A 19,627-nucleotide genomic window follows, 5' to 3' on the forward strand; every position below is an offset into this window, starting at 1 on the left:
GTGGGTATCGGTCGGGGGCGTCCACGCGCGCGTGCGGGTGCGCGCGTGGTGGTACGGCGTCGCGGCAGGCCTACGGTAGCCCCGGTCGCCGAGCGAACCGTACGCACGGTACGCACCGTACGACCCGGTCCGTCTGACCGGCCGTCCGTCCCCCGTCCGCCGTTCCACCGGCGTATCTCCGGACCGCTACCCCCGGCTCACCCGTACGCGGTAGTCGCCCTTCAGGTCCGCTCCCACCACCGAGATGCGGATGTCCCTCTTGGGGTCCTCGAAGGTCTCGCCCGGTGCGAAGGGGGCGTCGGAGAGTTCCGCGTGGACGTTGGGGCTGCGGGTGCAGCCGCCGCTGTCGGTGTGGGAGTCGTAGACCGTGACCGGGCCCATGCCGGTGTCCACGTCCGCGTCGACCTTGTAGATGAGGACGCCCGGGCGGCACACCGCCTCGTCGTTGCCGCCGCGGGCGCGCAGTTCGACGGCGTAACCGGTGCGCTCGCTGAGCGGGACGAAGACCAGTTTCGGGCCGGCCGCGCGGGAGAGCGGCGTCAGCGGGTACTCCGTGGTGCCCGGCGAGGCGGCGCAGGCGATCTGGGTGGCCTCCAGCCAGCCCAGTTTCCACTTGTGCCAGCCGAGCAGGTCGTTGTTGGCGCCCCAGTCCTCGCTCATGATGTCCCAGTGGCCGACGGCGCCCCCGCCCTCCTGGGTGTAGAGGTCGGGCAGGCCGAAGACATGGCCGTTCTCGTGGGGGAGGACGCGGTAGCCGGTGCGGTCGTAGGAGCCTGAGCCGTCGTCCTGGCGGGAGTACACGAAGGAGGCGTTCGCCACGGTGACCCCGTCGGCGACCGGAGCCTCCGCGTTGCCCGCGAACGTCACCGAGAGGACCGTGTCGAGGGCGGAGGGGCCCGCGTTGGGGGTGACCAGCACGTTCAGGAGGTCGTACGCGCGGAAGTCGACCGACGGGTCGGCGGAGGCCACGATGTCCTGGACGAGTTCGCGGTAGCCGGGGTCGAAGGGCGCGCCACGCTCTATGCCGTACTCGCGGAACGGCTTGGGCATGCGCAGCCAATGGGGGATCGGGGTCTCGGCGCGGTAGTCGAGGCGGCCGTAGGACGCGGTGCGGAACCAGTCCTCGGTCTGCGGGAAGAACTCGCGGAAGCGGCTCAGCGCGCTGCCGCGGCCGGGGGCGTCGGAGAAGTCGATCATCAGGGTGAGGGCGCGGACGGTGCCGGTCGAGCGGGAGTAGCCGCCCGGAGTGGGCAGACCCTCGGACATCTGGACGGTGGGGCGGCCGTTGATCATGCAGGGGGCGAGCGCGGAGGAGCGGGCCAGGGAGACGGAACCCGCGCCGGCCGTCGTCGCGCCGGGGGCCGGAGTGAGGTGTCCGGATCCGGCCGACGTGCTGACCGCGAGCGTCAGCACGGAGACGGAGGCGAGCGCGGCGACGCGGCGCGGGCGTATCCGACGGCGGAGTGGCTCGCCTGCGCGGGCCGAGGCGGTGCGCAGGGGCTGCGGCTGCATGCAGGGGCCTTTCGCTCCAGGCAGCCACTACCGATCACCGGCTGCACCCTTTCGATCACCCTCCGACGGGGCGCACGCGGGCGCGCGCTGGAGGAGACCGATCGTGGATTACCGGCCGGTACGGCCGCGGCGGACCCGCCTGGGCGCCCGCGTCCCTGTGGTCACCCCACCGCCATCCCTTCGGCGGTCCTTCCCGTATCCCCTGGTCACGCCCACTTCCCCGCCGCCCTGACTCCGGTGGTACGGCCCTGCGGCGGGCGCCCCGGCCCCGGCCGCGAGCCGGTCATCCCGTGTGTGACTCAGGTCACATCAAGAAACTTCCGGGTTGGGGAAATAACCGGGGACGCCATCCCCGTTTAGCCATGTGTCCGAGCGAAACGGGGAGTCGATCCCCGGATCGCCACAGCCCCGGAACATCCGGCAACGTCAGAAGGAGTACGCCGTGCAGACCGCGACCGCTGCCCCCACCGTGCGCAAGGTGACCCGGCCCCGTGCCGACGCTCTGCGCAACCGGGAGCGGATCGTCACCGCCGCCCGCGAGATGTTCGTCGAGTTCGGCGCCGATGTGCCGCTGGACGAGATCGCCCGCCGGGCCGGCGTCGGCAATGCCACGGTGTACCGCAACTTCCCCGACCGCGACGCCCTGGTGCGTGAGGTCGTCTGCTCGGTGCTGGACCGCATGGTCCAGGCCGGACAGGTCGCCCTCGCCGAGAGCGACGCGTTCGGGGCGCTGGAAAGGTTCGTGCACGCGTCCGCCGAGGAGCGGCTCAGCGCACTGTGCCCGATGATCTCCAGCACCTTCGACGAGCACCACCCCGACCTCGAAGGCGCGCGGGAACGGGTCGAGCGGATCATCGAGGAGGTCATGGACCGTGCGAAGGCGGCCGGGCAGCTCAGGCCCGACGTCGGCGTGGGGGACGTGATGATCGCGGTGGCCCAGCTCAGCCGGCCCCCGGCCGGTACCGGCTGCATCAACGCCGACCGCTTCGTCCACCGCCACCTTCAGCTGTTCCTCGACGGACTGCGGGCCCCGGCCCCGTCGGTCCTGCCGGGTTCGGCCGTGACTCTGGAGGAACTCCGCCAGGCCTGAACCACCGGTTCGCGGAACCGCAGCAGCAGTCGTCACCACCCTCACCGGTGGTCGCCGGTCCCCGGTGATCCCGGTGGCCCCGGTCGCCCCACCCGCCGACGGTGCGCCGGCGACCCCCTGACCTCATCACGCCCAGCGAACAACGGCCCGTCAGTGCCGACGAGCCGCCCTTTACCTCACTTCTTTTCCGTCACGAAGTCCCGAAGCGGGTATCCCCATGTCTGAAACAACCCTGAAGGCCCCCGGTAAGACGGGTGGTCCGGACGCCAACCGCTGGAAGGCGCTGGCGTTCATCGCCCTCGCCCAGCTGATGGTCGTCCTCGACGCCACCATCGTGAACATCGCGATGCCCTCCGCCCAGCAGGACCTGGGCATCTCCGACGGCAACCGGCAGTGGATCGTCACCGCCTACGCCCTGGCCTTCGGCGGTCTGCTGCTCTTCGGCGGCCGCATAGCCGACCTGTGGGGCCGCAAGCGCGCCTTCGTCGTCGGCCTGGGCGGCTTCGCCGCCGCCTCCGCGCTCGGCGGCGCCGCAGCCAACGAGGCGATGATGTTCGGCGCCCGTGCCCTGCAGGGTGCGTTCGGCGCGCTGCTCGCGCCCGCCGCGCTCTCCCTGCTCGCCGTGATGTTCACGGACGCCAAGGAGCGCGCCAAGGCCTTCGGCATCTACGGCGCGATCGCCGGTGGTGGCGGCGCCGTGGGCCTCATCCTCGGCGGCTTCCTCACCGAGTACCTGGACTGGCGCTGGACGTTCTTCGTGAACATCCCGTTCGCGATCATCGCCGCGGCCGGCGCCTACTTCGTCATTCGTGAGCCCGAGGGCGGCCGCAACCGCTCCGCTCTCGACATCCCGGGCGTCGTCCTCTCCACCCTCGGTCTGGTCTCCCTGGTCTACGGCTTCACCCGCGCCGAGTCCGAGGGCTGGAGCGACTCGGTCACGATCGGCATGTTCGTCGCGTCCGCCGTGCTGCTGGCCGCCTTCGTGATCGTCGAGTCGAAGGTCAAGGCCCCGCTGCTGCCGCTGCGCGTGATCACCGAGCGCAACCGCGGCGGGATCTACCTCTCCCTCGGCCTCGCGATCATCTCGATGTTCGGTCTGTTCCTCTTCCTGACCTACTACCTGCAGATCGTGAAGGGCTACACGCCGGTCAAGACCGGTTTCGCCTTCCTCCCGATGATCGCGGGCATGATCACCGGCTCCACCCAGATCGGCACCCGCCTGATGACCCGGGTCGCCCCGCGTCTGCTGATGGGTCCCGGCTTCCTGGTCGCCGCCCTCGGCATGCTGCTGCTGACCCAGCTGGAGATCGACTCCTCGTACGCGGCCGTGCTGATGCCGGCGATGCTGCTGCTCGGCCTCGGCATGGGTACGGCGTTCATGCCGGCCATGTCCCTGGCCACGTACGGCATCGAGCCGCGTGACGCCGGTGTCGCCTCCGCGATGGTCAACACCTCGCAGCAGGTGGGCGGCGCGATCGGCACCGCGCTGCTGAACACGATCGCCGCGTCCGCGACGACGTCGTACATCAAGGACCACGTCGCGGGCGCCACCTCCAAGCCCCAGCAGCAGCTGGTGCAGCTGGAGGGCATGGTGCACGGCTACACCAGCGCCATCTGGTTCGCCGTCGGCATCCTGGTCGCGGCCGCCGCGATCGCCCTGACCCTCGTCAACGCCGGCAAGCCGGACATGGGCGCGGTCGCGGGCTCCGGCGCGGGGGACGCCGAGGACGCGGCGGTCCCGGTGATGGTCCACTGACCCGGCGACGGGACTAGCGGAGCCAGGGCAGGTCCGCACCCGCTTCCTCGGGCTGAAGTCCCTCGGCGACGATCTGCATGATCTCGCCGAGGGACTTCTGCTGTTCGGGGGTGAGCCGGTCGAACACCGCCTGGCGTACGACGGCGACATGACCCGGCGCGGCGCGCCTGAGCACCTCAAGGCCCTGGTCGGTCAGGACGGCGAACTGGCCGCGCTTGTCGGAGTCGCACTCCTCGCGCCGCACCCAGCCGTTCTTCTCCAGCCGCGCGACGGCGTGCGAGAGACGGGAACGGGTGATCTTCGCGTACTTGGCCAGCTCGGTCATCCGCAGGCGTCGGTGGGGGGAGTCGGCGAGCTTGACGAGGAGGCCGTAGTAGATGTGCGGCATTCCCGCTTCACGCTGGAGCTGGCGATCCATGTGATCTTCGAGGAGGGTCGTGGCGTGCACGTAGGAGCGCCAGATCAGCTGCTCCTCGGCGGTGAGCCACCGGGGCTCGTCGGCGGATGCGGGTGCCTTCGTCATGTTCTCCACTGTAGACGGCTTCTCCTTGAAATTTAAACCAATCGGGAATACGCTGACCGATGTCGACGTTTTAGATTTCAATCAAGAAGGACGAGGTACTCGGCCCCGGAACATCCGGAGCCGAGTCGCCGGAGCAGCCGGCGCCGGAACGTCCGGAACCGGGAACGCCCGACGTCAGAGGCGTCCGGAACCGGGAACGCCCCGTGTCGGAGGCGTTCGGTGCCGTAAGCGTCCGACGCCGTACGCGTCGAGGTACGCGTCGAGCCGGGCGAACCGGTAGCCGATGGTTCGCGGTCCGCCGTTCGTGATCCGTGGTCAGGGGCCGAGGTCCCGGAAGGAGCAGTCGCCATGTCCGCCGCACCTCAGGAGCGTGCCCTCCCTCGGGAGCGCATGCCCGCGCTCTACCTCAGCCACGGCGCCCCGCCCCTCGCGGACGACCCCATCTGGCCCGGCGAACTCGCCGCCTGGTCCGCCGAGCTGCCCCGCCCCAAGGCGATCCTGATGGTCTCCGCGCACTGGGAGGAGGCCCCCCTCGCCCTCGGCGCCGTCGACCCCGTTCCCCTGGTCTACGACTTCTGGGGCTTCCCCGAGCACTACTACCGGGTGACGTACGGCGCCCCCGGCGCACCCGAGCTCGCCGAGAGCGTACGGAAGCTGCTGCGCGCCCCTGGGATCCCCGTGCAGGACATCCCCGACCGCGGCCTCGACCACGGCGCCTACGTGCCGCTCGTCGAGATGTTCCCGGCCGCCGACATCCCGGTCCTCCAGATCTCCATGCCGACCCTCGACCCCGTGAAGCTGATGGAGATCGGCCGCAAGCTCGCGCCGCTGCGCGACGAGGGCGTCCTGATCGTCGGCTCGGGCTTCTTCACCCACAATCTGGCCGCGCTGCGGCACACCGGCGGGGGAGTGCCGACCTGGTCCTCGGAGTTCGACGACTGGGGCCGGAACGCGCTGGAGACCCGCGACTGGGACGGTCTCCTGGACTTCCTCCACAAGGCCCCGGCCGGCCGGTACGCCCACCCGCGCACCGAGCACTTCGCCCCGCTCTTCGTGACCATGGGCGCGGCGGAGATGTCCGGTGAGCTGGACGCGCAGAAGTCGGTGATCGACGGGTTCTGGATGGGGATGGCGAAGCGGTCCGTGCAGTTCGGCTGACGCTCGTCCGCTCTCCGCGGGGCCTGCGGGTGCGGCCGGGGTCCCCGGGTCGAGGCAGGAACCGGGGCCGGGGCCGGGGCCGAGACCGGAACCGGGGCTCCGGCCGGCCGCAGGTCTGCCGCCGGCGCGTCGGCCCGCGGGGGTGCCCCTTCCGGTCCGCGTCGGGGGTCAGAGCTCCTTCTCGTACCAGGCCACGTCCCAGTAGCGGTCGAACTTGCGGCCCACCTCGCGGTACGTGCCGATGTGCCGGAACCCGAAGCGTTCGTGCAGCCGCGCGGACGCTTCGTTCGGCTGCGCGATCCCCGCGTAGGCGCGGTGCAGGTCCTCGCCCGCCAGTGCCTCGAAGAGCGCCTTGTAGAGGAGCGTGCCGATGCCGCGCCGCCCGGCGTGCGGAGCGACGTAGACCGTCACCTCCACGGAGGTGGAGTACGCCGCCTTCGGCCGGTAGGCGCTGGACGTGGCGTAACCCAGGATTTCCTGTGAGGTCCCCCGGATGCCCTGTGAGTCCGCTTCCGTGGCAACCATCAGGCGGTGCGGCCCGTCTTCAGGGTGGGAGAGCAGCCAAGGACGTCGCTCTTCCGGAGTGAAGGCCACGGTGTCGAAGGTGATGGGCGTCTCACGTACGTAGTGGTTGTAGAGGCTCGTGAGGGCTTCGAGGTCACCCTCGACTCCTGGCCTGACCTGCACCTCTGTACGTTCCGACGACATCGCTCCTCCTCGCGTGGTCGGACAGGGTACTGCAAGATCATAAAAATCGGGGTGCGGGTTGGGAATTCTGTCCTGATTCCAGTCGTTGTTTCCATCAGATGCAGGGCACCCGAGGAGAGTCCGAGTCCGAGAGTGCCTGGTGTCTGAAGGGCCACCCGCTGAACCTCCATCGCAAGGGAGCACGCATGGCAACCCGTGCCGTCGCCCGTCGCAAGTCCGCCAACGGCGAGACGACCGACGCGGCCCGCAGTGTTCGCGCCCATGGCGGCGAGATCGCCGACCGCGACCTGGTCGGCATGTACCTCGACGAAATCGCGCGCACACCTCTGCTCGACGCCGCCAAGGAAGTCGAGTTGTCACAGATCATCGAGGCCGGTGTGTTCGCGCAGCAGGTCCTCGACGGCGACGAGGAGTCCCGTTCCGTCGCCACGCGCGAAGAGCTCGAGGCCCTGGTCGCCGAGAGCGAGCGGGCCAAGGACGTCTTCATCCGGTCCAACCTGCGCCTGGTCGTCGCGGTGGCCCGCCGCTACCCCCGCAGCGGTCTTCCGCTCCTCGACCTCATCCAGGAGGGCAACGCCGGTCTGGTCCGCGCGGTCGAGAAGTTCGACTACCGCAAGGGCTTCAAGTTCTCGACGTACGCGACCTGGTGGATCCGTCAGGCCATCACCCGCTCGATAGCGGACCAGTCGCGCACGATCCGCCTGCCCGTCCACCTGGTGGAGGAGCTCGGCCGGATCCGTCGGGTGCAGCGCGAGTTCAACCGCGAGAACGGCCGCGACCCCGAGCCGGCCGAGATCGCGACCGAGCTCGGTTCGACGCCGGAACGCGTCACGGACGTCCTGGACTGGGCCCGCGACCCGGTCTCGCTGAACATGGCGGTCGACGACCAGGGCGAGACCCAGTTCGGCGACCTGCTGGAGGACACGTCCGCGGTCTCGCCGGAGCAGTCCGTCATGACCCTGCTGCGCAGCGAGGAACTGGACGGCCTGATCGACCGTCTCGAGCCGCGCACCGCTTCCATCATCAAGATGCGGTACGGCATCGACGACGGCCGTGAGCGCACCCTGACCGAGGTCGGCAAGGAACACGGTCTGACGCGCGAACGCATCCGCCAGATCGAGAAGCACGCCCTGCTGGAACTGAAGAAGCTGGCCCGCGACACGGGCTTCGAGGCAGCGGCCTGAGACGCTGCTCCAACCTCCGTCGGCCGACCGGAGCATGACGCTTCGTCGGCCGGCGGCGGTGCCTCACGGGCCGGCCGGCCGTCCGTCCGCGATCGCCCGCCGAGGGGTCTCCGTGGCTGCCGACGGGCGTGCCCCGGCGGGGCCGTGGGTCGCGGTCCCGTACCCGCCATCACCTCGTCGGGGACGGCGTGTCGGCCGCGGAGGCGCGGCGCGTGATCCTCCGGTCGCCGTGCCTGGAATGACTCGCGTGCCTCCAGCGCGTCGAGCGGATGCAGTGCGTGAAGTGACTGAAGGGTCCGGCGGCCGAAGTCGGCGTTTTCGCCGCGCCGACGCGGTTGCCGTAGGGGAGCCGCCGTGTGGCTCGCGAGTGAACGAGCACTCGCGGCACGGCCTGGAACTGCGGCAACTCGGCTTCGGGCGCCTGGTGGTGACGGGCTCCCGCCCGCGTGCGCCGGGTGGTGGAGAGCCGCGCAAACATGGCGGAGGAACGCCGCTTCAATGAGCGGGAGCGCGGGAACAAGACCTCTGGGCACGGGAGTCCGAGACGGCGCAGGCATTCGGGCCGACCGGACCTCGCAGCCCTTCCCGAGATCTCCCCGCCCCACATGAGCCAAGTCCCGACGCACATCCCCCCGGCGCCGGGACTTTCCCCGAGCCGGGCTTCGGCGCCTCTCCCCCCAGGCGCCGGGGCCCGGCTCCACTTCGCCACCCGTGACGGTCACCGCGACTTCACCGCGGCCGTCACCGCGCTCGTCGGACTCGCGGTCCGGGCGGGGGTTGCGGGCGCACACACCCGCCGGGCATATGACAGGGGGGACGGGCACGCTGGGAAGGCGGGGCACCCCGTACCTGAACCACGGGGTGGCCCGCCCGAATGGCAGATTGTGCCACATGGGCATAGCCTGCCGACGTGATCAGCTCGACCTCCCCCTCCGCTTCGGGTTCGCTGACCGAGCGGCGCAAAGCGGCGACCCGGATGGAGATCGCCCGCGCGGCGGCAGGCCTCTTCGTCAGCCGGGGGCTGAAGGCGACCCGCGCCGAGGACATCGCCCTGGCCGCGGGCATCGCCCCGCGCACCTTCTACCGGTACTTCGCGACCAAGGAAGAGGCCGTCGCCCCGCTCTACGCGGCGGGCGCGCAGCGCTGGGCCGAGGCGGTCCGCGAGGCTCCGGCCGGACTGACCGTGCCGGAGGCCCTGGAGCACGCGGTACAACACACCCTCGTCCCCGGCCGCGGGGTGTCGGCGGCGTCCTGGGAGTGGGTCCGCACCCTGATCCGGCTGGCCGGAGCCAGCCCGGCTCTGGGCAAGGTCTGGGCGGAGGTCTGCCACACCTCGGAGGCGACGCTGGCGGAGGTGCTGGCGGAGCGGACGGCGGCGGTGTCGTCGTCCGAGACGCCGGCCTCCGGGAGCACTTCCCGGACGGACCGTTCCCCGGCCGATGCCCAATCCGCTCCCGAGACCGCTGCTGCCGACTCCGGTGCCGCCCCTGAACCCGCCCCGACGCCCGCCGCGGCTCCCGCATCGTGGCCCGCACCCACTCCTGCGGCGTCCGCCTCTGGGCCCGCACCCACTCCTGCGGCGTCCGCCTCTGGGCCCGCACCCACTCCTGCGGCGTCCGCCCCTGCGTCCACCCCGGCGGCGTCCCACTCTGTTCCCGACAACGTTGCCTCGCCCTACCAGCGGTTCACCGCGGCGGTGGCCGGGGCCGCGGTTCGGGTGGCGGTCGAAAGCTGGGCGGAGACCAACTCGCCTCCCACCGGCCGGCAGGGCCCGGCGGAGCTGGCGTTGCGCAACCTGCGGGCCCTGCACGGGTTCGCGTGGGGAGAGGGCCCGGCGGAGGAAGCCTGAACCGCGCCCTCCGCGGGCTCGGGATCGCGTTCTCCGCGGGCTCGGACGACCGCGCCCTTCCCGGCTCGCACCGCGCCCATCCCGGGCTCGCCCTTGCCGCGCTGGTCCTCCCCGGGACCGACTCCTCCTCCGCTCCTCCGCCCGCGCCCCGGTCCGCGCCCGCGTCCCCTCACGTGTCGTCCGTGCCTGCCGAGCGGCTCAAGCGTCCGCCCAACTCCCTTACGCACTGCACCAGTTCAGGCGGCCCGTGGACCGAGAACTCGCAGCCCAGCGTCGCCAGCCGCATCGCCACCCACTCCACCGGGTCGCTGGTCCTGCCCCGCAGCCGGCATCCGCCCTCGCCGCTGCCCTCGCCCCCGGTGCCCGCTGCCGCGTCGGGGATCGCGACCGGCGTTCCCAGCCAACTCGGCAGACGTGCCGTCACGGACTCCGCCGGTGCGTCGAGCGTGACGTCGAGTTCGTACTCGTAGGCCTCCGGGCGCAGTCGGATGGAGCGCCGGAGGTATTCCGCCGCGCTCCCCGTCGGCAGTTCGCGCGGTGTGAAACGGGCCCCGGTCGCGAAGGGGTCCTCGACCCGGTCCACGCGGAAGGTCCGCCAGTCCTCGCGGTCGAGGTCGTAGGCCACGAGGTACCACCGTCGGCCCGTGGACACGAGCCGGTAGGGCTCGGTCAGCCGGCGTGACTCCGTGCCGTCCTTCGCGCGATAGGCGAACCGCAGCCGTTCCTGCCCGGCCACCGTCGAGGCGATGACGGTCAGCGTCTCGGGTGCGATGCTCGCGCCGTCCCCGCTGGTCAGCGGTGTGGTGGCGGCCTGGAGCGTGGAGACGCGGTGGCGCAGCCGGGCCGGCAGCACCTGCTCCAGCTTGGCCAGGGCACGCACGGACGCCTCGTCGACGCCCTCCAGTGCGTGTCCCGCCCCCGCCCGCAGCCCGACGGCGATCGCCACCGCCTCCTCGTCGTCGAGCACCAGCGGCGGCATCGCCTTGCCCGCGACCAGCCGGTACCCGCCGTCCGAGCCGAGGGTCGCCTGCACCGGATAGCCGAGTTCCCGCAGCCGGTCGATGTCGCGTCGGACCGTGCGGCGGGAGACCCCGAGCCGGTCGGCGAGCTCGCCGCCGGGCCATTCGCGGGGCGTCTGGAGGAGGGAGAGGAGCTGGAGCAGCCGAGCCGGAGTGTCCGTCGTCATGTATCCGAGGATGCCGTAGAACTAGGACACGATCTGACCTACTACCGTCCTATCGTCACACCATGACCTCCACGGAGACTCCTCTCGAGACCTCGCCCGAGTCCTCGCCCGACCCCCGAGCGGCCCAGACGGCCGAGGTGGCCCAGGGCGCTCAGGCGGCCCGGACGGCGCAGGCGGCGCCGGGCGACAGGCGCCGCTGGTTCGCGCTCGCCATCGTGATGACCGCGGCCTTCATGGACCTCGTCGACGTCACGATCGTCAACATCGCCATCCCCTCCATACGGGAGGACGCGGGCGCCTCCTGGAGCCAGATCCAGTGGATCACCGCCGGTTACGCCCTCGCTTTCGCCGCCGGGCTCATCACCGGCGGCCGGCTCGGCGACATCCACGGCCGCAAGCGGCTGTTCCTCCTCGGCATCGGCGGCTTCACCCTCGCCTCCGCGCTGTGCGGCTTCGCCGCGAACCCGGAGATGCTGGTCGCCTCCCGCATCCTCCAGGGCGCCATGGCGGCGATGATGGTGCCGCAGGTGCTGTCGATCGTGCACGCCACCTTCCCGGCCCACGAGCGGGGCAAGGTCTTCGGGCTCTTCGGCGCGATCGTGGGGCTGGGCGCCGTCTCCGGGCCGCTGCTCGGCGCGCTGCTGACGGAGTGGAACCTGTTCGGTCTGGAATGGCGGCCGATCTTCCTCATCAACCTGCCCGTCGGCATCCTGGGCCTGATCCTCGGCAGCCGCTTCATCACGGAGTCCAAGGCGCCGAAGGCGCTGAAGCTGGACCTCGTCGGCGTCGCCCTGGTCACCCTCGGCCTGCTCATGCTGCTCTACCCGCTCACCCGCGGCCGCGAGCTGCACTGGCCGGTGTGGGGGTTCGTGTCGATGGCCGGCTCGATCGGCGTCTTCGGGGCGCTCGTCGCGTACGAGCGGCGCAAGGGCGCGCGGGACGGCTCGCCGCTGATCGAGCTCTCCCTCTTCCGGGTGCGCAGTTTCGCGGCGGGTGTCGCCGTGCAGACCGTCTTCGGAGTCGGTCTCGGCGTGTTCTTCCTGGTCTGGACGCTGTACATGCAGACCGGCCTGGGCTGGACCCCGCTGCGGGCGGGTCTGACCGGCGTCCCGTTCTCGCTCGCCGTCTCGACGGCCGCCGGGCTGTCCGTGCAGAAGCTCGTCCCGCGCTTCGGGCGCAAGGTGCTGCAGACGGGCGCCCTGACCATGGCCGTCGGCGTGCTCCTCTACATCTGGGAGTCCGAGCGGTACGGCCTCGGCATCGCCCCCTGGCAGATGGCGCTCCCGCTGGTCGTGATGGGCGTCGGCATGGGGCTGATCGTCGCCCCGCTGACCGACGCGGTGCTGTCGGACGTGCCGCGCGAGCACGCCGGTTCGGCGTCCGGGCTGATCAACACCGTCCAGCAGATGGGCAACGCGCTCGGGCTCGGTCTGGTCGCGGTCGTCTTCTTCGGCCGGATCGGCGACCGGCTGACGCCCGCCGCGGTGGGCCCCGCCTTCGTCGACGCCTTCGAGCACGCTCTGGGCTGGGTGGCCCTGGTGATGTTCGCGATCTTCCTGCTGATGTTCGCCCTGCCGAAGCGGCCGGCCCAGCACGTGGAGGGCGCCGCCGACGACGCCCCGGAGGCGGCCCCCTCCGGGGACCGGGAGCGCGAGCTCGTCGTCTGAGCCGGCGTTCCCGCGCGAGGGGCCCGTCACCTGACTGGTGGCGGGCCCCTCATGCATGTCCGTGGCGCGTGTCCGTGGTGCGTGTGCTCGGGTGCTTCGGTGGCGCGTGTCCGTGGTGCGTGTGCTCGGGGTGCGTGGTGCTTCCGTGGTGTGGTTCGTGGGGTGCGTTCTGGAACGGCCCGGGACCCGAGACGGAAGTCCGTTCATGCCCGTATTGCTTCCGAACCTGTTTACTTTCCGGAAATCCGGGCGTAGCCTCCGAAGCGAAACCACAGGTTCGGGCATAAACCTGGTAACCGCCGGAGGGAAACGGACATGTACGCACCGGAGCGGCAGCAGGAGATCCTGCGCCTCGCCCGTGACGGCGGCCGGGTGGACGTCCTGTCGCTGGCCGAGGAGTTCCAGGTCACGGCGGAGACGATCCGCCGCGATCTGAAGGCCCTCGACCGGGCCGGGCTCGTGCGCCGCGTCCACGGCGGTGCCATCCCTGCCGGACGCCTCGACTTCGAACCGGACCTCGCCGAGCGCGAAGGCACCTCCACCGACGAGAAGGACCGCATCGCCAAGGCGGCCCTCACGGAACTGCCCACCGAGGGCACGGTGATCCTCGACGCCGGCACCACCGTCGCCCGCCTGGCCGCCGCCCTCCCGCTGGAGGCCTCGCTCACCGTCGTCACGCACAGCCTGCCCATCGCGGCCCGCCTCGCGGACCACCCGGGCATGCAGCTGCACCTGATCGGGGGGCGCGTACGGCACCGCACGCGCGCCGCCGTGGACGCCTGGGCGCTGCGCGCGTACGGCGAGATCCGCGCCGACGTCCTGTTCGTCGCCGCCAACGGGTTCTCCGCCGAGCACGGACTGACCACCCCCGACCTCGCCGAGGCCGCGGTGAAGCGGGCGGCCGTCGCCGCCGCACGCCGCGTGGTGCTGCTCGCCGACTCCGCCAAGCACGGCCAGGAGCACTTCGCCCGCTTCGGCGACCTGAGCGACGTGGACCTGCTGATCACCGACAGCGGGCTGAGCCCCGACGACGCGGCCGCCATCGAGCGCGGCGGCACGGAAGTAGTACGCGCATGATCCTCACCGTCACCCCCAACCCGTCCCTGGACCGCACCTACGAGGTCCCGTCCCTCGACCGCGGCGACGTCATCCGCGCCACCGGCGAGCGGATGGACCCGGGCGGCAAGGGCGTGAACGTGTCGCGCGCCGTCGCCGCCGCCGGACGGCGCACGGTCGCCGTCCTGCCCCTGGGCGGTGCGCCGGGCGCGCTCGTCGCCGACCTGCTCGACGCGCAGGGCATCGAGGTCGCGCCCGTCCCGGTCACCGGGGCCACCCGCTCGAACATCGCGCTCGCGGAGTCGGACGGCGTCCTGACGAAGATCAACGCACCCGGGCCCGAACTGTCCCCGGAGGAGCAGGAACTGCTCCTGGAGACGGTCCGCGAGCAGTCCCGCGACGCCGACTGGATCGCCTGCTGCGGCAGCCTGCCCCGCGGGCTCGCGCCCTCCTGGTACGCCGAGGTGGTCGCACGGGCGCACGCCGGGGGAGCGCGCATCGCCCTGGACACCTCCGGGCGTGCGCTCCTGGAAGCGCTGCGGGAGCGGCCCGACGTGGTGAAGCCGAACGCAGAGGAACTCGCGGAAGCCGTCGGGCGCCCCCTGGCCACCGTGGGCGACGCGGTGAAGGCGGCCGAGGAACTCCGCGGAATGGGCGCCCGCGCCGTGCTCGCGAGCCTGGGCGCCGACGGACAACTGCTCGTGGAGGACACGGGCACCTGGTTCGCCAGCGCCCGCGTCGACGTCGTACGCAGCAACGTGGGAGCGGGCGACTCCTCCCTCGCCGGCTTTCTCGTCGCCGGCGGCAGCGGCCCGGCGGCACTCGCCTCCGCCGTCGCGCACGGAGCGGCCGCCGTCCAGCTGCCCGGGAGCGTGATGCCGACCCCGGGCGACCTGGACCCGGCGGCGGTCACGGTCACGGCGCAGGTCCCGGTCGACCGTGAACTGACGGAGCCGGTGTCATGACGACGAGCAACGCGATGCCGCTCCCGACGACGACGCCTGTGCCGTCCGCGCTGGCGACGGCACCGGTGCCGTCCGTGCTGACGACGGCGCCTGTGCCGTCCGTGCTGACGACGACGCCTGTGGTGTCCGTGTTGACGCCGGTGCCGTCCGTGCCGACGACGAGCTCGGCGTCCCGCGTGCTGACGACGGCCTCCGGCCTCCCCGCGCCGACGACGGCACCGGTCTCCCCCGCGCCGCCCGGCGCACCGCCCGGCGAGCGGCGAAGTTCGTCGTCACTCGCCCCTCGACATGGTCGGCAGGGCCGCCTGCGGCGCCCCGCCGATCAGGGGAGGCATGGTCCGAACCCGCCTGCCGCCCCGAGGAGGCGGGGTTTCCCCGGCCCCGCCTCCGCCCTGCTCACCGCCCCCCACTGCACCGCCGTGACAACCCCCGTCCCCGTCCCCACCCTCGCCCACCACCCCACGCCCCGGGCGATACGCGTGCGAAGGAGCCCGCGATGAGCGACATGATCACCGCGGACCTGGTCGATCTCGACCTGTCCGTCGAAACAAAGGAAGCGGCGGCGCGATCCCTCGCCGAGCGCATGGTCGCCCAGGGCCGGGTGACCGACCTGGAGGGATTTCTCGCCGACGTGGCCGCCCGTGAGGCCCAGATGCCCACCGGTCTCGACGGCGGCATCGGCATCCCGCACTGCCGCAGCGCCCACGTCACCGAACCGACGCTCGCCTTCGGACGCAGCTCCGCCGGCATCGACTTCGGCGCCGCCGACGGCCCCGCCGACCTGATCTTCCTGATCGCCGCCCCCGCCGGCGCGGACGACGCCCACCTGACGATCCTGTCATCGCTCGCCCGCCAGCTGATGAACGCCGAGTTCACCGACGCACTGCGCTCGGCCGGCGACGCGGCGGCCGCGGCGGCACTGATCCGCGGCGACGCGGCCCCGGACACCGAGGCCCCGGCCACCGCCCCTCCGGCCGCAGACGTCCCGGCCGCCGGAGCCGAGGGCACCACCGCAGACTCCGTGTCGGCGTCGGCGGCGGCCTCCGCCGACGCCGACACGGCCACCGCTCCGGCCACCGCTCCGGCCACCGCTCCGGTCACCGCTCCGGCCGACGGCGAGGCCACCGGCGCCGACGCCGCGCGCCCCTTCCGGATCGTCGCCGTCACCTCCTGCCCGACCGGCATCGCCCACACCTACATGGCGGCCGAGTCCCTGGAGAACGCGGGCCGCGAGGCGGGTGTCGAACTCGTCGTCGAGACGCAGGGCTCGGCCGGCTTCACCCGGCTCGACCCGGCCGTCATCGCCGCGGCGGACGGCGTGATCTTCGCCCACGACGTCCCCGTACGCGACAAGGACCGCTTCGCCGGCAAGCCCACCGTGGACGTCGGCGTGAAGGCGGGCATCAACCGGCCCGCCGCCCTCATCACCGAGGTGCGCGGGAAGGCCGCGCGCGGTGAGGTGACCGCGTCGGCCAAGGACGGGACACCGGTCGAGCGGACCGGCGAGTCCGGCGACAGCTACGGCACCAAGCTGCGCAAGTGGCTGATGACGGGCGTCAGCTACATGGTCCCGTTCGTCGCCGCCGGCGGTCTCCTGATCGCTCTCGGGTTCGCGATCGGCGGCTGGGAGATCAACAAGGCGCCCTCGGTCATGGAGCACTTCTCCTGGACCCAGGTCGACAGCTGGGGCGCCCTGCTGTTCCAGATCGGCGGGGTCGCCTTCGGCTTCCTCATCCCGGTCCTCGCCGGCTACATCGCGTACGGCATGGCGGACCGGCCCGGTCTCGTGCCCGGCTTCGTCGGCGGCATGATCGCCTCCAACATCGCCGCCGGCTTCCTCGGCGGCCTGGTCGCCGGTCTGCTGGCGGGTGGCATCGTGCTCGCGATCCAGCGGATCAAGATCCCGCCGGTGCTGCGCGGCATCATGCCGGTGGTGGTGATCCCGCTGATCTCCTCGCTGATCGTCGGCTTCCTGATGTTCGTCGTGATCGGCAAGCCCATCGCCGAGGCCCAGAAGGGCATGACGGACTGGCTGGCCGGCCTCTCCGGCACCAACGCCGTCCTGCTGGGTGTGCTGCTCGGCCTCATGATGTGCTTCGACCTCGGCGGACCCGTCAACAAGGTCGCGTACGCGTTCGCCACGGCCGGCATCGCCGTCCAGGACCCCAGTGACTCCGCGATGAAGGTCATGGCCGCCGTGATGGCGGCGGGCATGGTCCCGCCGCTGGGCATGGCGCTCGCGACCACCCTCCGCAAGAAGCTCTTCACCCCGACCGAGCGCGAGAACGGCAAGGCCGCCTGGGTCCTGGGCGCCTCCTTCATCTCCGAGGGCGCGATCCCGTTTGCCGCGGCCGACCCGCTGCGCGTCATCCCGGCCTCGATGGCGGGCGGCGCGGTCACGGGCGCCCTGTCGATGGCCTTCGGCGCCACGCTCCGCGCCCCGCACGGCGGCATCTTCGTGGTCCCGCTGATCGGCAACCCGTTCCTCTACCTGGTCGCCATCGCGGCGGGCGTGTGCGTGACGACGGCCACCGTCATCGTCCTCAAGGGGCTGCGCAAGCCGGTCCCCGGCACGGTCGAGCCCGGCACGGCGGAGGAAACCGCGGCTGCCACGGCGGCGGAGGCGAAGCAGCCGGTGGCCGCCTAGGTTCTGTCTCCTTGGTCAGCGTCGCGTCCAGATGAGGATGCCCGCGAGGTGGAGTGCGGCCTGGTAGGCGATCGCGAGCTTGTCGGTTCGTGTGGCCAGGCCGCGCCACTGCTTGAGGCGGTTGATGCACCGCTCGACGGTGTTCCGCTGCTTGTAGACCCGCTGTCGAAGCCGGGCGGACGGCCTCCGAACCGGCCTCGCCGTAGGCGGTGGCCGACTTGGTCGGACGGCTGCGGGATCACCGCACGGATGCCCCGGCGCCGCAGGTGGCTGCGGATGGCGCGTGAGGAATACGCGCGGTCGGCCAGAACGGCCAGGGGCCGGGACCGGGGCCTGCCCGGACCAGTGCGGGGCACGCGGATGCGGGACATCACCGTCTCGAACGCGGGTGCGTCGCCTGCCTGGCCTGCGGTGACGGTGAAGGCGAGAGGCCGTGCGTGGCCGTCGGCGGCCAGGTGGACCTTGGTGCTCAGCCCCCCGCGGGAGCGTCCGAGCGCGTGATCGGCGGGCTCGCCGGAACGGGCCGCCCCCTTTTGAGCGCTCCGGCAGCGTGCTGGTGGGCCCGGACGACCGTGGAGTCCACCGACACCGTCCAGTCGATGTCGTCTTCGGCGTCTGCCGCCGCCAGGACTGCGGCGAGGATCCTCTCCCAGGTGCCGTCCACGGCCCACCTGATCAGCCGCTTGTGAGCGGTCCGGAACGAGCCGAGCTCGTCGGGAAGGTCCCGCCAGGGCGAGTTGGTGCGGTACTTCCACGCGATGGCCTCAAGAGTGCGACGGTGGTCGGCCCATCGCCGCCCGCGAACCGGATCCGCCGGCATCAGCGGCTCGATCCGGTCCCACATCGCATCGGTGATCACTAATCGGACGGACATATCCGATCAACTGACCAACCCATCAAAGAGACACGCGCTAGCCCGCGCGTGCCGCGGCCCACCGCGGCCGCGGCTGCCTGCCCCGGGTGGCGGCCGCCCGCCGCAGGTCACGGCCGGTGGCGACCATCTGAGGTGATTCGTCGATCTCCGCACCGAACAGGCCCATCGCGCGGTCTGCGTGGTCTGCGAGTGATCTGGGTGGCATGCGAGATACGTCACGGTCCGGGACATAGGTCCCGGACCGTGGTGTCTACTGGGCGGTATGCCCGTGCATCTCACGTTCTCTCAGCTGGCGGTCCTGACGGTCCTCGCCGTGGCGTCCATCGCCTGGCTGATCTTCGTGACCCGCATCCTGCGGCGCAGCCGCTCGGCCGCCGAGGTCCGCACCGTGCTCCCCGCCCCGCCGGTGCTCCGCGCTCCACCCGTGCTGCCCGCCCTCCCGCATCAGCGGAAGTCCGGTCCCGGCCGGGAGGCCGTCGAACTGACCCCGGCCGAGAGGGACGCCTTCGCCGGCCTCGTACGACAACTCGGCGGGGGCCACTGACCGACAACCCGGCGGGCCGCCGACCGACGGTTCGGCTGGCCCCTGACCGACGGTTCGGTTGGCCCCTGACCGACGGCTCGCCGAGGCCGTCGAGCGGCTCAGGAAACCTGCGCCGCCCGGCGTTCCATCGCGTCCCGGGCCGCGGCCTCGGACACGTACACCTCGCACATGTGCCGCCCGTCCGGCGTCGCCGTGTGCTCGACCTCCCACAGGGAGATCTCCCGGCCGTCCCGCAGCAGGAACGCGTGCTCGTAGAGCGAGTAGCCCAGTCCGATCCTGCCCGCGCGGCAGGGGCGCCCGAAGGCCTGGGTGATCTGGTGCGCGAACGCCGACTTCAGCAGCACGGCCGTGTCCGCGTCCGGACGGTCGGGATTCTCCGCGCGGCGCAGCAGTCTGCGCGCGTGGTCCGCCGAGTCGTCCGGCACGTACACGTGCCGGGGCCCGGGGACCGGCGACAGCTGCACCAGCACCGGCAGTTCGAAGTCCGGGGTGTCCGACGGCAGTGGCAGCCGGGCCGTGGCGGCCCGCAGCTCCTCCTCGTCGACGTACACCTCGTGCTGCGGCTCGCTGCCCGGCGCGGTGTTGTGCACGAGCTCCCACAGCGTGAGCGCGCAGCCGTCGGCCAGCAGCCAGGTGTGCCGGTAGGTCTCCCGGTGCAGGCCCGCGCTGTGGTGCGCGGAGTGCAGGGAGCTGTCGTGCGCCAGTGCGCAGTCGAGCCGCCGCAGTGCTTCGTCGGGCAGCTCGAACGAGTTCAGGGCGCGACCGAGCAGTCGCGCGAGGTGCTCCTCCGGAGACTCGGGCGACTCGGCTGGTTCGTACGCTGTCGTCTCGTACGGAACGCTCAAGGTTTCTCCCGGCGTTGCTGCATGTCACCTTGTGGGTGCATACCGTAGCCCCTCGGTCGGACA

General features: G+C 71.9%; 15 protein-coding genes and 1 pseudogene. 10 read left to right on the top strand and 6 right to left on the bottom strand.

Features of this window, described 5'->3' with window-relative positions:
• Nucleotides 1–186 precede the first annotated feature (186 nt).
• Nucleotides 187–1,512: a M6 family metalloprotease domain-containing protein gene (locus J2X68_RS07390; RefSeq protein ID WP_310431627.1), complete on the bottom strand. Its 1,326-nt coding sequence runs from the start codon at nt 1,510–1,512 to the stop codon at nt 187–189.
• A gap of 442 nt (nt 1,513–1,954) precedes the next feature.
• On the opposite strand from J2X68_RS07390, the gene J2X68_RS07395 reads away from it, so the two are divergent.
• Nucleotides 1,955–2,602 carry a TetR/AcrR family transcriptional regulator gene (locus J2X68_RS07395; protein ID WP_310431628.1) on the top strand — a complete coding sequence of 216 codons (648 nt, stop codon included), beginning with the start codon at nt 1,955–1,957 and terminating at the stop codon, nt 2,600–2,602.
• A gap of 217 nt (nt 2,603–2,819) precedes the next feature.
• Nucleotides 2,820–4,358: an MFS transporter gene (locus tag J2X68_RS07400; RefSeq protein WP_310431629.1), complete on the top strand. Its 1,539-nt coding sequence runs from the start codon at nt 2,820–2,822 to the stop codon at nt 4,356–4,358.
• 13 nt (nt 4,359–4,371) lie between these two features.
• Here the strand turns inward: J2X68_RS07400 and J2X68_RS07405 are convergent, their stop codons facing one another.
• Nucleotides 4,372–4,881, bottom strand: a complete 510-nt coding sequence (locus tag J2X68_RS07405; RefSeq protein ID WP_310431630.1) for a MarR family transcriptional regulator — start codon at nt 4,879–4,881, stop codon at nt 4,372–4,374.
• A gap of 348 nt (nt 4,882–5,229) precedes the next feature.
• On the opposite strand from J2X68_RS07405, the gene J2X68_RS07410 reads away from it, so the two are divergent.
• A complete protein-coding gene (locus J2X68_RS07410; RefSeq protein ID WP_310431631.1) occupies nt 5,230–6,039 on the top strand; it encodes a class III extradiol ring-cleavage dioxygenase in 810 nt (269 codons plus the stop codon).
• 168 nt (nt 6,040–6,207) lie between these two features.
• Here the strand turns inward: J2X68_RS07410 and J2X68_RS07415 are convergent, their stop codons facing one another.
• The gene (locus J2X68_RS07415; RefSeq protein WP_310431632.1) at nt 6,208–6,747 is read right to left on the bottom strand and encodes an N-acetyltransferase family protein; all 540 of its coding nucleotides are present in this window, start codon (nt 6,745–6,747) and stop codon (nt 6,208–6,210) included.
• A 185-nt stretch (nt 6,748–6,932) separates the two neighbouring features.
• Here J2X68_RS07415 and J2X68_RS07420 point away from each other — a divergent pair, with 185 nt between their 5' ends.
• Both J2X68_RS07420 and J2X68_RS07425 read left to right on the top strand, forming a co-directional pair.
• Nucleotides 6,933–7,931, top strand: a complete 999-nt coding sequence (locus J2X68_RS07420) for an RNA polymerase sigma factor RpoD/SigA (RefSeq protein WP_020131920.1) — start codon at nt 6,933–6,935, stop codon at nt 7,929–7,931.
• A gap of 910 nt (nt 7,932–8,841) precedes the next feature.
• Nucleotides 8,842–9,780, top strand: a complete 939-nt coding sequence (locus tag J2X68_RS07425) for a TetR family transcriptional regulator (RefSeq protein ID WP_310431633.1) — start codon at nt 8,842–8,844, stop codon at nt 9,778–9,780.
• Between the two features lie 169 nt (nt 9,781–9,949).
• Here J2X68_RS07425 and J2X68_RS07430 read toward each other — a convergent pair whose 3' ends face one another.
• Entirely contained in the window at nt 9,950–10,966 is a 1,017-nt protein-coding gene (locus J2X68_RS07430; protein ID WP_310431634.1) for a YafY family protein, read from the bottom strand.
• 218 nt (nt 10,967–11,184) lie between these two features.
• Between J2X68_RS07430 and J2X68_RS07435 the strand changes: the two genes are divergently transcribed.
• The 4 genes from J2X68_RS07435 to J2X68_RS07450 all read left to right on the top strand — a co-directional run bounded on the left by J2X68_RS07435 (nt 11,185) and on the right by J2X68_RS07450 (nt 17,301).
• Complete coding sequence (locus J2X68_RS07435) at nt 11,185–12,633, top strand: MFS transporter (protein WP_310431766.1); 1,449 nt, start codon at nt 11,185–11,187, stop codon at nt 12,631–12,633.
• Between the two features lie 315 nt (nt 12,634–12,948).
• Nucleotides 12,949–13,710: a DeoR/GlpR family DNA-binding transcription regulator gene (locus J2X68_RS07440; RefSeq protein WP_310431635.1), complete on the top strand. Its 762-nt coding sequence runs from the start codon at nt 12,949–12,951 to the stop codon at nt 13,708–13,710.
• A complete protein-coding gene (pfkB, locus tag J2X68_RS07445) occupies nt 13,707–14,654 on the top strand; it encodes a 1-phosphofructokinase (RefSeq protein WP_310431636.1) in 948 nt (315 codons plus the stop codon). Before J2X68_RS07440 ends, pfkB begins: the two co-directional genes overlap by 4 nt.
• A 496-nt stretch (nt 14,655–15,150) precedes the next feature.
• Nucleotides 15,151–17,301 carry a fructose-specific PTS transporter subunit EIIC gene (locus J2X68_RS07450; protein WP_310431637.1) on the top strand — a complete coding sequence of 717 codons (2,151 nt, stop codon included), beginning with the start codon at nt 15,151–15,153 and terminating at the stop codon, nt 17,299–17,301.
• A 15-nt stretch (nt 17,302–17,316) separates the two neighbouring features.
• On the opposite strand, the pseudogene J2X68_RS07455 reads toward J2X68_RS07450, so the two are convergent.
• Nucleotides 17,317–18,175, bottom strand: a pseudogene (locus J2X68_RS07455) (IS5 family transposase).
• Between the two features lie 262 nt (nt 18,176–18,437).
• On the opposite strand from J2X68_RS07455, the gene J2X68_RS07460 reads away from it, so the two are divergent.
• The gene (locus J2X68_RS07460; protein WP_310431638.1) at nt 18,438–18,719 is read left to right on the top strand and encodes a hypothetical protein; all 282 of its coding nucleotides are present in this window, start codon (nt 18,438–18,440) and stop codon (nt 18,717–18,719) included.
• 98 nt (nt 18,720–18,817) lie between these two features.
• Here the strand turns inward: J2X68_RS07460 and J2X68_RS07465 are convergent, their stop codons facing one another.
• Nucleotides 18,818–19,564: a DUF6227 family protein gene (locus J2X68_RS07465; protein WP_310431639.1), complete on the bottom strand. Its 747-nt coding sequence runs from the start codon at nt 19,562–19,564 to the stop codon at nt 18,818–18,820.
• Between the last annotated feature and the right edge of the window lie 63 nt (nt 19,565–19,627).

Source organism: Streptomyces sp. 3330 (assembly GCF_031456635.1).
Classification (GTDB): domain Bacteria; phylum Actinomycetota; class Actinomycetes; order Streptomycetales; family Streptomycetaceae; genus Streptomyces.

What these genes read in the sequence shown, in the direction of transcription:
- J2X68_RS07435 (WP_310431766.1), top strand. Translation starts at nt 11,185, where the DNA reads ATGACCGCGGCCTTCATGGACCTCGTCGACGTCACGATCGTCAACATC.
- J2X68_RS07420 (WP_020131920.1), top strand. Translation starts at nt 6,933, where the DNA reads ATGGCAACCCGTGCCGTCGCCCGTCGCAAGTCCGCCAACGGCGAGACG.
- J2X68_RS07430 (WP_310431634.1), bottom strand. Translation starts at nt 10,966, where the DNA reads ATGACGACGGACACTCCGGCTCGGCTGCTCCAGCTCCTCTCCCTCCTC.
- pfkB (WP_310431636.1), top strand. Translation starts at nt 13,707, where the DNA reads ATGATCCTCACCGTCACCCCCAACCCGTCCCTGGACCGCACCTACGAG.
- J2X68_RS07460 (WP_310431638.1), top strand. Translation starts at nt 18,438, where the DNA reads ATGCCCGTGCATCTCACGTTCTCTCAGCTGGCGGTCCTGACGGTCCTC.
- J2X68_RS07400 (WP_310431629.1), top strand. Translation starts at nt 2,820, where the DNA reads ATGTCTGAAACAACCCTGAAGGCCCCCGGTAAGACGGGTGGTCCGGAC.
- J2X68_RS07405 (WP_310431630.1), bottom strand. Translation starts at nt 4,881, where the DNA reads ATGACGAAGGCACCCGCATCCGCCGACGAGCCCCGGTGGCTCACCGCC.
- J2X68_RS07415 (WP_310431632.1), bottom strand. Translation starts at nt 6,747, where the DNA reads ATGTCGTCGGAACGTACAGAGGTGCAGGTCAGGCCAGGAGTCGAGGGT.
- J2X68_RS07390 (WP_310431627.1), bottom strand. Translation starts at nt 1,512, where the DNA reads ATGCAGCCGCAGCCCCTGCGCACCGCCTCGGCCCGCGCAGGCGAGCCA.
- J2X68_RS07440 (WP_310431635.1), top strand. Translation starts at nt 12,949, where the DNA reads ATGTACGCACCGGAGCGGCAGCAGGAGATCCTGCGCCTCGCCCGTGAC.
- J2X68_RS07410 (WP_310431631.1), top strand. Translation starts at nt 5,230, where the DNA reads ATGTCCGCCGCACCTCAGGAGCGTGCCCTCCCTCGGGAGCGCATGCCC.
- J2X68_RS07450 (WP_310431637.1), top strand. Translation starts at nt 15,151, where the DNA reads ATGAGCGACATGATCACCGCGGACCTGGTCGATCTCGACCTGTCCGTC.